The 14321-nt window shown below is 29.3% G+C and carries 9 protein-coding genes and 1 pseudogene; 9 read left to right on the top strand and 1 reads right to left on the bottom strand.

Features of this window, described 5'->3' with window-relative positions; genetic code table 11:
* Positions 1-105: 105 nt before the first annotated feature.
* The 4 genes and pseudogenes from QZ306_RS09095 to QZ306_RS09080 form a co-directional block, all read left to right on the top strand.
* Positions 106-453, top strand: a pseudogene (locus tag QZ306_RS09095) (CDP-glycerol glycerophosphotransferase family protein); the annotation flags it as partial.
* 32 nt (positions 454-485) lie between these two features.
* Positions 486-1841: a bifunctional cytidylyltransferase/SDR family oxidoreductase gene (locus tag QZ306_RS09090; RefSeq protein WP_295163294.1), complete on the top strand. Its 1356-nt coding sequence runs from the start codon at positions 486-488 to the stop codon at positions 1839-1841.
* Positions 1842-1863: 22 nt separating this feature from the next.
* Positions 1864-3228: a CDP-glycerol glycerophosphotransferase family protein gene (locus QZ306_RS09085; RefSeq protein ID WP_295163293.1), complete on the top strand. Its 1365-nt coding sequence runs from the start codon at positions 1864-1866 to the stop codon at positions 3226-3228.
* A gap of 87 nt (positions 3229-3315) precedes the next feature.
* Entirely contained in the window at positions 3316-4422 is a 1107-nt protein-coding gene (locus QZ306_RS09080; protein WP_295163292.1) for a DUF3298 and DUF4163 domain-containing protein, read from the top strand.
* 44 nt (positions 4423-4466) lie between these two features.
* Here the strand turns inward: QZ306_RS09080 and uvrA are convergent, their stop codons facing one another.
* Positions 4467-10286 carry an excinuclease ABC subunit UvrA gene (gene uvrA, locus QZ306_RS09075; protein ID WP_295163290.1) on the bottom strand — a complete coding sequence of 1940 codons (5820 nt, stop codon included), beginning with the start codon at positions 10284-10286 and terminating at the stop codon, positions 4467-4469.
* Positions 10287-10485: 199 nt separating this feature from the next.
* On the opposite strand from uvrA, the gene QZ306_RS09070 reads away from it, so the two are divergent.
* The 5 genes from QZ306_RS09070 to QZ306_RS09050 are packed head-to-tail and all read left to right on the top strand — an operon-like array spanning position 10486 to position 14279.
* Complete coding sequence (locus QZ306_RS09070) at positions 10486-10797, top strand: HPr family phosphocarrier protein (RefSeq protein ID WP_295163288.1); 312 nt, start codon at positions 10486-10488, stop codon at positions 10795-10797.
* A 54-nt stretch (positions 10798-10851) separates the two neighbouring features.
* Entirely contained in the window at positions 10852-12234 is a 1383-nt protein-coding gene (locus tag QZ306_RS09065; protein WP_295163286.1) for a GntP family permease, read from the top strand.
* A gap of 40 nt (positions 12235-12274) precedes the next feature.
* Positions 12275-12709, top strand: a complete 435-nt coding sequence (gene dut / locus QZ306_RS09060) for a dUTP diphosphatase (protein WP_295163284.1) — start codon at positions 12275-12277, stop codon at positions 12707-12709.
* Positions 12710-12731: 22 nt separating this feature from the next.
* Positions 12732-13544, top strand: a complete 813-nt coding sequence (locus tag QZ306_RS09055; RefSeq protein ID WP_295163298.1) for a hypothetical protein — start codon at positions 12732-12734, stop codon at positions 13542-13544.
* A gap of 3 nt (positions 13545-13547) precedes the next feature.
* The gene (locus QZ306_RS09050; protein ID WP_295163282.1) at positions 13548-14279 is read left to right on the top strand and encodes a hypothetical protein; all 732 of its coding nucleotides are present in this window, start codon (positions 13548-13550) and stop codon (positions 14277-14279) included.
* The last annotated feature ends 42 nt before the right edge of the window (positions 14280-14321 follow it).

The raw sequence follows: 14321 nt of genomic DNA, 5'->3' as shown, positions 1-14321 counted from the left end.
AGCGGCTGCATAGTTTATTTTTTAATTATTTTAATTAAATATTTTACATAAAAAACAATGATTTACTGTATTTTAATACACTTTTAAAAAAAAGAAACTAACCATAATATAATAAATATGTCGCATAAAGATATTATAGAATTATTAATAATATCTGATGTTATTATAACAGACTACTCATCAGCATTTATGGAAAGGTTATTATTAAATAAACCTGTAGTTTTTGCCGCTGATGATATAGATAAATATGAAAGAGGATTTTTTATAGATTACAGAAAAGATCTGCCTGGCGAAATAGTAGAAAGCGGAAAAGCAGAAGATATATTAAAGGCTTTAAGAAATGCATCAATAGATCATCCTAATTACAAAGTATTCAAAGAAAATCATTTGTCTGCCTGCGACGGACATAGTGCAGAAAGGATTGCTGATTTTATCAATACTTTTGTCCATTAGAATTATGATTTTATTTTGAGGAAAAAAATAATATGGGTAAAAATATAGCTGTAATACTTGCAGGAGGCATAGGTTCCAGAACAGGATTAAAAAAACCTAAGCAGTTTTTAAAAATATCAGGTAAGACAATATTAGAACATACTATAGATATTTTTGAAAAACATATAAAGATTGATGAAATAGCAATAGTAGCTCAGGAAGAAAATCATTATTATATAAATGAATTGATACATAAAGCAGCATATAAAAAAGTAAAAAAGATTCTATGTGCAGGAAAAGAAAGGTATTTATCTACTTTATCAGCATTAGAATCATATAATGATGAATTAGAAAGTAATTTAATCATACATGATGCTGTAAGACCTTTATTATCTCATTCTATAATAGATGACTGTATAAAAGCTTTATCTAATTATGATGCTGTGGATGTTGCAGTTGCTGCCTCAGATACAATTATTGAAGTGGAAGATAATTTAATAGATAGAATCCCTTTAAGAAAAAAAATGTATTTAGGACAAACTCCTCAATGCTTCAAGATAAAAACTTTAAAAGAAGCTTATGAAACAGCATTAAAAGATAAAAATTTTCAAGTAACAGATGATTGCAAAGTTGTATTAAATTATCTGCCTAATACAAAAGTTTATGTTGTAAATGGTTCTTTTTCAAATATAAAATTAACTAATATTGAAGATTTATATTTATTAGAAAAATTATTTCAAATAAAGAAATTAGAAATAAAAAATGAAGATTTTAGTTTTTTAAAAAATAAGAATATAATAATTTTCGGAGGCAGTTCAGGCATAGGGAAATCTATAGCAGAAACGGCTTCTAAATATAATGCCAATATAAAATCATACAGCAGAACAAATAACTGTGATATAAGAAAATTGGAAGATGTTCAAAATGCTTTCAAGGATTTTTATAATCAATACGGAAAAATAGACTCTGTTATAATATGTTCTTCTATATTAAAAAAAGAAAGCTTATATAGTGCTTCTTATGAAGATATTTTTGAACAAATAGATATTAACTATAAAGGAAGCGTAATTTGTTCTAAAGAATCATTTGAATATTTAAAGGAAAGTAAAGGTCATTTAATATTATTTACATCAAGCTCTTATACATTAGGAAGAATGGATTACAGTATATATTCTTCAAGCAAATCTGCTATAGTAAATTTTGCTCAGGCTTTATCTGAAGAATGGTTTGATTTTGATATAAAGGTCAATTGTGTTTGTCCGCATAGAACAGATACTCCTATGAGAACAAAAAATTTCGGTATAGAAGACAAGACAACTTTATTACCGCCATATATAGTTGCTAATGATACATTGTCATTATTAAAATCAAATTTATCAGGTAATGTTATAGAAGTAAAGCTTAATTAATATATTAAGGATGATTAATAAAATGAAACTTTTTGAAATTACTACTGATAGATGTTTTTATATAATTGCAATATTCGGAATAAAAATATCTATAAAATCAAAAAAACTTTTAGAAGAAAAATTAAATGAAAAAGAATCAAAATTATATGAAAAAGAATTAAAACTACATGAAATACAAAATAATGCAATTTCTAATATAAAAGAGAGCATATCTGAACTTCAAAAAGAAAATATGCTGAAAAAATATGATATATGTTTTTTACAGTTAGTACATAATTCTGATATGGATAATTTATACAAATATTTTCATGGATATAACTATAAAATAATTAGGTTTAAAAAAATTCCTGAATTATTTTCCGATCTTGGTTTAAAAAATTTTATTGCTATACTATCTTCTAAAATTGTAGTAATTAATATAGATACATATATCACAAATGATCATTTATTTGAAGATCAAATTTTAATAAATTTATGGCATGCCTGCGGAGTATTTAAAAAAATTGGACCTGGAAGAAACGATTCTGCAGATTTCTATTACAAATTTGACTATTTTATAACCTCTGGAAATATTTGCAATAAAATCTATTCTGATAATTTTCTAACTGATATTAATAAATTTATATCATTAGGAGTCTCAAGAACAGATAATTTATTTGATGAAAATTATATAAATAATGTAAAAACAGAATTTTATAATAAAAATCCTGATTTAAAAAATAAAAAGATATATTTTTACTGTCCAACTTTTAGAGAAGAGATAATTAATGAATTTATATTTAAATCTAATTTAGATTTAACAAAATTAAGTGAACTGCTTTATGATAATGAAGTATTTATTTTTAAATTACATCCGTTTCTTATATCAAGAATTAATAATAATCAATCTAAAGATAATATTATTAATATGCAAAATATTAATAATAATAATATTTTAGATTTTTCTGAATATAATATATTAGATTTGCTTATTATCAGCGATGTTATTATGACAGATTATTCATCGGCATTTATGGAAGGGTTATTATTGAATAAACCTGTAGTTTTTGCCGCTGATGATATAGATAAATATGAAAGAGGATTTTTTATAGATTACAGAAAAGATCTGCCTGGCGAAATAGTAGAAAGCGGAAAAGCAGAAGATATATTAAAGGCTTTAAGAGATGCATCAATAGATCACCCTAATTACAAAGTATTCAAAGAAAATCATTTAGGGGCATGTGATGGAAAAAGTTCTGAAAGAATAGCTGACTTTATAAAGAATATAATAAAAGACCAGACCAGACCAGACCAGACCAGACCAGACCTAATATGCATAGATTACATATATCATAACAATAACATAAAATATACAAAAAAACAATATGCATATAAAGCGGCTGCATAGTTTATTTTTTAATTATTTTAATTAAATATTTTACATAAAAAATTATGATTTGTTGTATATTTAATACTCTTTAAAAAAGAGGATAAAATGAAGGCTATTTTTTATTTATTAATATTCAGTTTATTAGTTTCCTGCGGCAATCAGAATAATAAAAACTCAGATAATGAGAAAATATATATTGATATTAAATTATCTGAAAATGAAAAAATTTATAATTATGATACTTTATATTTAGTATCTGATGAAGGAGAATATATAAGTTCTTCTATAACATATAATACTAATAATTTAGGAATAATTACATATACAGATTCCAATCAAAACTCAACATTATTCACCATAACAAGAATAGGAGAAATTAATCAGGGAAGCTTATATGCAGTCTCTTATAATGATAAAACTCTTGAGGGAAACCTTCTGAAAGCATCATATCCTTTTAATGCCAAAATAGATAATAAAGAAATAATATTCAAAGCAGCGAAAACTCCTGTAACTGGCGCCAGAATAATTGAATATTCATATACAAATATTTCGCCTAACGGAAGCGATAAAATATTTGAATATAAAAATTCCATATTCTTTTTAAATAATCATAATAATTCAGAAAGCATAAATAAAATCAATTTGGATATAAATAAAGAGTTTTCAGTAAAATATGCGGCTTTTTTTAATAATTTAGAATCATCATTAAAAACTGAAAATATAATAAGCAATGAAATGAATAGCTCATATAATGAATGGGCAGACTCCGATTATATATATGATACAATCATAGATTTAAGCGAATACGCTATAAACTATTTAAGCAGAAAATTTGTTTCTATAAACAGATTTATTTATGAATACACGGGAGGAGCACATGGCAATTATGCTACAGTATACAGTGTTTATTCATTAGATAACGGAAACAAAATAAAAATAGAAGATATTATAAAAGACTTAAAAGATACAGAACTTATTAATTTAATAAAAGATAAGCTTTTAAAAATAGAAGGAAGAGATGAAAACTCTTATTTTGATTTAAATGATCTTTCATTAGAAAACAATAATTTTTATATTGCTCCAAAAGGATTGGTATTTACTTGGGGAATATATGAAATAGGACCTTATGCTATGGGAGAGACTAAAGTATTAATTTCGGCTGAAGAAATAAATCCTTATTTAAAAGATGAATATAAAACAATATTTGAATAATAATATTATCTTAATTTAAGAGAAGTAATTAATAATTATTTCTCTTAAATATATTTCCAAGTATAGCCTTTTTTCATCTGTAAAATTTCTTCGGGAGTGCCTTTTGCAATTATCTCTCCGCCGTTAATGCCTCCATCCAACCCTAAATCTATTATATAATCTGCAGCTTTTATAACATCAGGGTTATGCTCTATTATAATAACACTGTGTCCTTTTTCTGCTAATTTATTTAAAGCTATAAGAAGTTTATTAACATCATCAAAATGAAGTCCTGTTGTAGGTTCGTCAAATATATAAACTATGTGCTCGCCGTCTTGTTTTTTTGAAAGTTCTGATGCAAGTTTTAAACGCTGAAGTTCTCCGCCTGAAAAAGTATCAAGTCTTTGAGAGAGTTTTATATATCCAAGTCCTACCTCGCTCATTATAGAAAGTGTTTTAAGAATAGATCTGTCAAAATCAAAAAACTCTGCTGCCTCATCAACAGTTAATTCTAATACTTCGGCTATATTCAGAGATTTAAATCTTACGGATAAAGTTTCATCATTATATCTTTTTCCTCCGCAGGCTTCGCATACTATTTCCATATCCGATAAGAAATGCATAGAAATCTTTCTTATTCCCTTACCTTCGCATATACTGCATCTTCCGTCTTTGCCGTTATATGAAAATCTTCCCGCAGAAAATCCCTTTGCTTTTGCCGCATTAGTTTTAGCAAATATATTTCTGATTTTATCAAATATTTTGCTGTAGCTTACCAATGTGCTTCTTATAGATCCTACTATTGAAATTTGATCTACCAATACAGCATCTGAAACAATACTTGGTATATCAATGTCTTCAAATTTAGAATATTGATTTAGTCTGCGTTTTTTCAGAGCAGGGTAGAGAGTATCTATTATTAAAGACGATTTACCGCTTCCAGATACTCCTGTAACAATGACTATCTTTTTTAAAGGTATATCCGCATCAATATTTTTTAAATTATTTGTAGATACATTTTTTAACTTTATGCATTCTGTTTCTTCATTTCTTATTTCTGTTTTCTCAAATACTTTTTTTTCCCCGCTTAAATAATTTCCTGTAAGAGACTTATCATAATTTAATATATCATTATACTTGCCTTGAAAAACTACTTCTCCGCCGAAAGTTCCTGCATAAGGTCCCATATCTATAATATTGTCAGCCGCCTTCATAGTATCTCTGTCATGTTCAACTATCACAAGAGTATTTTTTAAATCCCTTAATTCCTTTAATGTATAAAGCAAATGATCCGTATCTCTGGGATGAAGTCCTACTGTAGGTTCATCAAGCACATATAAAACACCTGTAAGTTTAGAGCCCAATTGACTTGCAAGCCTTATCCTCTGAGCTTCGCCTCCTGAAAGAGTGGCATATTTTCTATTCAATGATAAATAATTAAGTCCCACCTTATATAAAAAACTAAGCCTTGTATTTATTTCTTTTACGGCTTCTTTTGATATTGTATTTTCTCTATCGCTTAAAAGATTAGGAAGTTCTTCAAAAAAATTAATTGCCTCTTCAACCGTCATAGCGCATACCTGACTTATATTTTTATCTTGTATGGTATAGGCTCTCATTATTTCATTTAATCTTTCGCCGCCGCAGGAGCCGCATTTTTCATCAATAAAAAATTTGCTGAATGATTTATCTTTCCACTCTGAATAATCTTCGCTTGTAATATCATTATTAGAATGCAGATGAGTTATAACATTTCCTATAGAATAATCGCCTGCAAAAAATACCGCATCTATAACTTTTTTATCAAGTTCATTGAAAGGAATTTGATATAAACTTTTTTTTGTTATTGAGTTTCTTTTTAAAAATCTGAATAATAAATCTGCATGATGCCTGCCTTGGGTTGAAAACATATTATGAATAGAAGTATCTAATGCTCCGTCAAATAAAGGTTTTGTACTGTCTTTTACAGCTAAATCTATACTGAATGAAGGTTTGCTTCCAAGCCCTTTGCACTCTGTGCAGTATCCCCAATGAGAATTAAATGAAAAATGTCTTGGCGTAACTTCAAAATCAAATAATATGCCATGAAGAAGACAGGCGGGGAATTTTGTATGAAAGCTTTCTTTTATAATTATTCCATGCGAAGCTTTTATATGCACCACTCCGTTTGACAAATCCATAGCTTTTTCAATTGCATCTGCAATTCTGGCTCTTTTATCCTTTCCTGAAACTATTCTGTCAATTACTATGCCTACGGAATATATTTCTTCTTTTGACAGTAAATTAATTTCCTCTTCGGTAATATCATCTATAACATAATTGTTATTGTTAATCTGCATTCTGATATATCCAGCTTCTCTGGTTTTTTCTATAATCTTTTTAATATTCTTAACATCATTATCATAAAAAGCAAATCTATGATTAAATGAGCTGTGATATAACGGAGATATTATCATAAGTTTATGCAAATTCATAGTATCTGCTATTTCCGTTGCAAGTACCGACGGAGTTTCGGCTTTTAAAGTATACTTATCATTACAATAAGGACAATGTGGCTTTGATACCCTTGCAAAAATAAGTCTGAAATAATCATAAATTTCTGTAACAGTTGCAACTGTGGAACGGGGATTTCTGCTTACATTTTTTTGATCTATTGCAATAGCAGGGGCTAAACCATCTATTTTATCAACATCAGCATCTTCAAATCTTCCTAAAAATCTTCTGGCATAGGTAGACAGAGATTCAACAAATCTTCTTTGTCCTTCTTTAAATATAGTGTCAAATGCCAGAGAAGTTTTACCGCTTCCTGATACTCCCGTTACAACATTAATTTTATTTTTAGGTAAAATTAAGCTTATATTTTTAAGATTATGTTTATTGGCTCCTTTTATAATAAGCGAAGTATTTTCTTCTTTATTTGTATTTTTCTTTTTTATAATTTCCTTTTTCTTTTTTGAAGGTTTTAATATTTCTTTAAGCTCCTTAGCAGTAAGAGATTCTTTCACATTTATAATATCTTCAGGCTTTCCTAAAGCAATAACTCTTCCTCCCTTATCGCCGCTTAAAGGTCCCATATCTATAATATAATCGGCGCATTTAATAACATCTAAATTATGCTCAACAACCAAAACAGTATTTCCTTTCTCAACAAGCCCGTCCAATGCTTTTAATAATTTTTTTATATCCTCAAAATGAAGCCCTGTAGTAGGTTCGTCCAATATATATAAAGTATTTCCTGTAGATATTTTATGAAGCTCGCTTGCCAATTTTATTCTTTGAGCCTCGCCTCCCGACAGAGTAGTGGAGGGCTGCCCTAATTTTATATATCCGAGTCCTATATCCTCCATTATTTTTAATATTCTTGTTATTGAAGTTATACCGTCAAAAAAATTAACAGCTTCTGAAACGCTCATCTCAAGAACATCATATATTGTTTTATCTTTATATTTAATATCCAAAGTTTCCGCATTAAATCTTTTTCCTGCACATTCCTCGCATGGAACTAATACATTTGATAAAAACTGCATCTCTAATTCTATAACTCCCGCCCCTTCGCAGGTAGGACATCTTCCTGTTTTAACATTAAATGAAAATCTGCCTTTATCGTATCCCCTCATTTTTGCAAGTTTTGTGGCTGCAAATAGATCTCTTATAGGAGATAAAACTTTTGTATATGTTGAAGGGTTGCTTCTCGGCGTTCTTCCTATAGGAGACTGATCAACTTCTATAACCTTATCAATATTTTCAAGACCCTCTATTTTTTTATATTTTCCTTCAGTTAAAGTTCTGCCGTAAAAATGATTATGCAAAGCCCTCATTAAAATATTTTCAACTAAAGTAGATTTGCCGCTTCCCGAAAGTCCTGTAACAGCAATAAATAATCCCAAAGGAAACTCAACATCTATATTTTTAAGATTAAATTGACTGGCTCCTATTACTTTTAAGAACTTTCCGTTTCCTTCTCTTCTTTGCTTAGGAATCTCTATATTATCATCGCCCCGTAAATATCTTGCCGTATAAGATCTGTCAGATTTTAAGAACTCCTCATAATTGCCTATTCCTATAACCTCGCCTCCATTAACTCCCGCATTAGGTCCTATATCAATTAAAAAGTCGGATTCCTCCATTGTTTCTTTATCATGCTCCACAACTATAACCGTATTATTTTTATCTCTAAGCGTTTTTAATGATTCAATTAATTTTTTATTATCAGATTGATGAAGTCCTATTGAAGGCTCGTCAAGAACATAAAGCACGCCCTCAAGTCCGCTTCCAATCTGCGATGCAAGTCTTATTCTTTGGGATTCTCCTCCAGAAAGAGTGGGGGAAGAACGCTCTACTGTTAAATAAGTTAATCCTACCTTTACCAGAAATGTTAATCTGTAAATTATTTCCTTTATTATAGGAATGCCTATAATTTCCTCACTCGGCTTTAATTTTAATTTAGTAAAATAATTATATAAATCTTCTATAGTCATTTTAGAAAAATCGGCTATAGTTTTTCCATTGAACTTTACGGATAAAGCATCTTCATTGATTCTTTTTCCATTACATTTAGGACATTCAACTTCGTCCATAAAATTGGCATAATAGCTCATTTTATAAGTTTCATAATCATATTTCAATCTGTCTAAAATACCGGGTATTCTCTCCTCCACAATTTTGCTGTGATACCAAAATCTTTTTTTCCATTTTATCTCTTTATCTGTACCGTAAAGCAAATATTTCTTTTCAGTTTTAGTTAGATCTTTCCAAGTTTTTTTTAAATCTATTTTATAAACTTCGGCAATGGCTTCAAGTTCGTCAATACCGTACTCCATATCAAAACCTATATGATTATCAACAAAACAGGATAATGCTCCGTCATAAATGCTTAAGTTTTCATCTCTTAAAATATGCTTTTCCGTAAATATATGCTCAACTCCAAGTCCTCCGCATACAGTGCATGCTCCCATAGGATTATTAAATGAAAATAAATTAGGCTCAATATCTGCAATGGAATGTCCGCAGTTTGCGCATGATCTCTCTGTTGTATAGAGTTTATAATATTTATCTATTTCAAACTGCCTGCTCATTTTTATTTTTTTCTTTTTTGTTTTAGTTTCTTCCTTAAGATTTTCAGTATTTTTTATTTGCAAATCTTCACTGCTTATTTTTTCATGCTCTTCGTAAAATGCAACCAATCCTTTTGTTATATTTACTGCTCTTTCTATATCATCAGTAATTCTTGATAAATATTTATCTTCAGCTTTTATCCTGTCAATAACTATTTCCAAAGTATGTTTTTCATATCTTTTAAGTTCAGGTATTTCATCTTCATCAAATTTATAAACTATATTATCTATTCTTATTCTAGGATATCCTGCAAGTTTTACATCTTCAATCTCTTTTCTATACTCTCCCTTTCTATCTCTTACAATAGGCGCTAAAACTAAAATTCTTTTATCTTTAAACTCTCTTAATACAGACTTAGCTATCTGATCTTCGCTTTGCTTAGAAATTTTATGTCCGCATTTAGAACAGTAAGGTGTTCCAAGTCTTGCAAATAATAATCTGAAGAAATCATAAATCTCCGTGACCGTGCCTACTGTGGAGCGGGGATTTTTATTAACGCTTTTCTGGTCAATAGAAATAGTTGGTGATAATCCTTCTATATGCTCAACATCAGCCTTAGCCATAACCCCTAAAAACTGTCTTGCATAAGCTGACAATGATTCTAAATATCTTCTCTGCCCCTCTTTAAAAATAGTATCAAATGCAAGAGAACTTTTACCGCTTCCTGAAACTCCTGTCAAAGTAGTAAGGGTTTTATGGGGTATTGAAAGAGATATATTTTTTAAATTATGTTCTTTAGCGCCTCTTATCTCTATAGAATTATTAGACATACTTTTATCCTTAAAAAAAGTTAAAATATTATAACATAATTTTTTAATAAAAAAAGCTTTTATCAATATTAATAAGCAAATTTTATTATACCAAACTTTGAAGTTATAAAACGGCAGCTCATAATACTAAAAATAAAAAACTTGAAAAATATAAATATATATAGTATAATAAACACACAATAAAATCTCAGGGTATATAATGACATTAACAAATGTAGTCACAATCAAAAGCAAAAATGGAATGCATTTAAGACCTGCAGGCGTTTTATCTCAAATTTCCAGTAAAAGCGATTATTCAAATATAGGAATATTTCTGCTTTATAACGGAGTGAGGGCAGATGCAAAAAGCGTATTTAATATTATGGGACTTGGGGCATTTCAAGGCGCAAATATTATTCTGGAAATAGAATATGAAGAAGGTATGGAAGAAACCGCAAAAAATGCAGAAAAAGAATTAATATACTTTTTTGAAGAAGGTTATATTCATGCCGAAGTTCCTGAAGAAGACTAGAAATTCATAATTTTTATTCATATTAGCAATACAAAAACTATAAAAGGATGTTTAATGATTAGTTATTTTGCAATAGTTATGCTTGCAATATCCATTATTGCAGTTATGATTTTAACTATTAAGTTTAAGGTTCATCCGTTCATAGCTATGTTATTAGTAGCCATATTTCTGGCTTTTACTCTTAATATTCCTTTCAATAAAGATACAAACTATATAAAAGAAATATCTTCTTTAATAGGTAAAGGCTTCGGAAAGGCTTTGGCTAATGTGGGAATAATAATAGTTCTTGGAAGCATAATAGGAAATATATTGGAAATGTCCGGTGCGGCTTTAAAACTTGGAGAGATAGTTATAAAAGTGGTAGGAAAATCTCATCCTGCTTTAGCAATAAATATATTAGGCTTTATAGTATCAATACCTGTATTCTGCGATTCAGGATACTTAATATTAACGCCTCTCAGAAAATCTTTAGCTAAAAAAAGCGGAGCTTCTCCTGTGGCATTGTCGGTTGCGCTGTCTACGGGACTGTATGCCTCTCATGCATTAATTCCTCCAACCCCTGGACCTACCGCTGTTGTAAATCTGTTCGGTCTTGAGGCGCATTTATTAACTATTATAATTATAGGATTAATAGTGGCAATTCCTACTTCATTAATAGGCGCCTTGTATGGAATATTTATATCAAAATATATAACCAAACCAAATTATCCTGATAAATCTCCAGCTTATGAAACCTTAATAAGTGATATGGGAGGTCTGCCTTCCGCTTGGAAATCATTAGCTCCTATAGCGGTGCCTGTAATATTAATGGCTGTGGGAAGTATTGTCAGATTTGATTCTTTTAATTTAAGTGACGGAATAATAAAAAATATATTTATATTTTTAGGCGAGCCTTCTATGGCATTATTCATAGGTTTTTTATTTTCGCTTCTTCTTACTCATAAATTTAATAAAGAAGAGATATCTATGTGGATAGGAGACGGTATAAGATCTTCAGGAAGCATATTGGCAATAGTAGGAGCGAGCGGAGCTTTTGCCGAGATTCTGCAGTCTACCAAATTAGTTAAAATTATACCCGAACTGGGACATATATTCTCTTCATTAAATATGGGATTGATACTTCCTTTTATTATGGCATCTGCTTTAAAAATAATATTAGGATCTTCTACAATAGCAGTAATTACCGTTGCTACTCTTTTTGCTCCTTTACTTAAAACATTGGGATTTGACACAGTAATATCTCAGATATTAGTATTAATGTCTATAGGGGCAGGCTCTATGATAGCTTCGCATGCTAATGATAGTTATTTTTGGATTGTTGTTGAACTATCTGGATTAAAAATAAAAGATGCATATAAAGCCAGAACTTTAGCTACTTTTATACAGGGCATTACGGCACTTATTATTATAATGATACTTGCTTTCTTATTTAGATAATAATATAATCGTATTCAGCTGAAAAAAATCGGAGAATATAATGCTTAAAGTAAAAATTATTAATAAATCTAAAAATCCTCTTCCTGAATATCAGACGCATGGATCGTCAGGACTGGATTTACATGCCGATATAGAAAATCCTATTATTTTAAAAAAGAACGATATAGTGCTGATTCCTACAGGACTTTTTATAGAAATACCCGAAGGATATGAAGCTCAGATAAGAAGCAGAAGCTCTTTAGCATTAAAAAACGGAATATTCTGCTTAAACTCGCCTGCAACTATAGACAGTGATTACAGAGGCGAATTAAAAATTATATTGGCATCATTAACAGATACTCCGTTTACCATTAATCATGGTGACAGAATAGCTCAAATAGTGTTTGCAAAAGTGGAAAAAATATATTTTGAAGAAACAGATTCTATTTCAGACACTAAAAGAGGAGAAGGCGGATTTGGAAGCACAAATAAATAATAAAAGTAAATTATATTATATTATGAATGCATTAAAATTATTTATTATAATAATATCTTCACTCTTAATGATTTCATGCGGTCTTCCCGATGTTACAGGCATAATACTTGAATTGAATCAGCCTTATATAACTAAAATTATACCGAAAGACCATGAACTAATAGTTGAATTTGAAGCTCAAAATAATGAAGCTTCATTCAGCGGATACAATATATATTTCGGAGACAAAACCAATCCAAAAAAATATAAATTATATAATCAGCAGAAGGTACTTCCTACTATGACTGAAACAAAATCTGAAACTATAAAAAAATATACTTTTACTATTAAAAGGGGAAGTTATTATTCCACTAATAATACGGATATATATACATTGGAGAATAAAGATTTAAATAACGGAATACCAATATATGTATGGGTATCATCTTATCAAATTACACCTCAGTTAGAAAGTTATTATTATGATAATTTTGCAAAAATGGCAACCCCAAGACCTGAAGTTATAAATAAACTTGTATCTGTAAGCAATGATATAAATATTGAAGGAAGAAATTTAGCCAAATTAATAAGTATAGGAAATATATTATATTTTCAAAATGCTGTAAATGGAAGTATGATGAGGCATCCTGCAAATTCTTTATACGATATCACAATACCTCCTGAAAACGGTTATGGAAATGATAATTTAGAAGTAACAGCCAATAGACTTTACTTAATAAAGATAACTGAAGATAATAAATCCTATTACGGAAAAATATATGTAAGGAGTGTAAGCGCTAATAATGCCGTAGTTGATTACTGCCGTCAAACTGCTGCTGATGTATTAAGCTATTAATTTATGAAGAAAATATTATTATTTGCTGTAATAACGGCTTTTTTACTTATATCTTGTAATGAAGAACTTATAACCGTAGTTGATGAATACAATGCCCCTTATGATGTGCAGGCAATACCCGGCGATAATAAAGTAAGCATAACATTTTGGTCGGGTATAATAGCTTCAGATTTTGCGGGGTTTAATATATATGCGGGCGCATCTCCCAACCTTGTACAAACTAATGATGCCATAAAAAACAGTAACGGAATACTCCCAACAATACTTGGAAGCAATCATATAAGAACAAACTATACTATAGAAATTCCTAATTATACATTTAATAATAATACATTATATTATATATCCGTTACGGCATACGGCACAAATAATTTAGTTGATAAAAAGTATATAGAAACGCCTATAAATTATATACTTCCTGTAATACCTAGACAAGAGGGAACAGGAAATGGAAACACATTAACTGCGGGAGGACAGAATGTGGGAAATATAAATAATAATATAATTACTGCAAATTCAAACTGGTTGGTTCAATATTTCGGATATCAGACTAATTTTAACGCTGTTATTATCATTACAAATACAAATGATTCATATTTTGACAGCAATGCCGTATACTCCAAGAATGGTCTTTACATATTTAAAAATGGAAATCAGCTTGTAAAAATTTTAATGCAGAATAATTCATATAGATGGGCATATCAGCCAAATGCTTCCCAATGGTGGGGAATTTGATATAAAAAACAGCCTATAAATAAATCTACAGACTGTTTTTAT

Origin of the sequence: uncultured Brachyspira sp. (assembly GCF_910588665.1) — a bacterium.
Taxonomy (GTDB): Bacteria; Spirochaetota; Brachyspiria; order Brachyspirales; family Brachyspiraceae; genus Brachyspira.
Note: the sequence above shows the minus strand (reverse complement) of the source record. Positions and strands in the feature narration are given on the sequence as shown.

Excerpts from the sequence above, each read along its gene's own strand:
- dut (WP_295163284.1), top strand. The coding sequence starts at position 12,275 with ATGCTTAAAGTAAAAATTATTAATAAATCTAAAAATCCTCTTCCTGAA.
- QZ306_RS09050 (WP_295163282.1), top strand. The coding sequence starts at position 13,548 with ATGAAGAAAATATTATTATTTGCTGTAATAACGGCTTTTTTACTTATA.
- uvrA (WP_295163290.1), bottom strand. The coding sequence starts at position 10,286 with ATGTCTAATAATTCTATAGAGATAAGAGGCGCTAAAGAACATAATTTA.
- QZ306_RS09090 (WP_295163294.1), top strand. The coding sequence starts at position 486 with ATGGGTAAAAATATAGCTGTAATACTTGCAGGAGGCATAGGTTCCAGA.
- QZ306_RS09055 (WP_295163298.1), top strand. The coding sequence starts at position 12,732 with ATGAATGCATTAAAATTATTTATTATAATAATATCTTCACTCTTAATG.
- QZ306_RS09080 (WP_295163292.1), top strand. The coding sequence starts at position 3,316 with ATGAAGGCTATTTTTTATTTATTAATATTCAGTTTATTAGTTTCCTGC.
- QZ306_RS09085 (WP_295163293.1), top strand. The coding sequence starts at position 1,864 with ATGAAACTTTTTGAAATTACTACTGATAGATGTTTTTATATAATTGCA.
- QZ306_RS09070 (WP_295163288.1), top strand. The coding sequence starts at position 10,486 with ATGACATTAACAAATGTAGTCACAATCAAAAGCAAAAATGGAATGCAT.
- QZ306_RS09065 (WP_295163286.1), top strand. The coding sequence starts at position 10,852 with ATGATTAGTTATTTTGCAATAGTTATGCTTGCAATATCCATTATTGCA.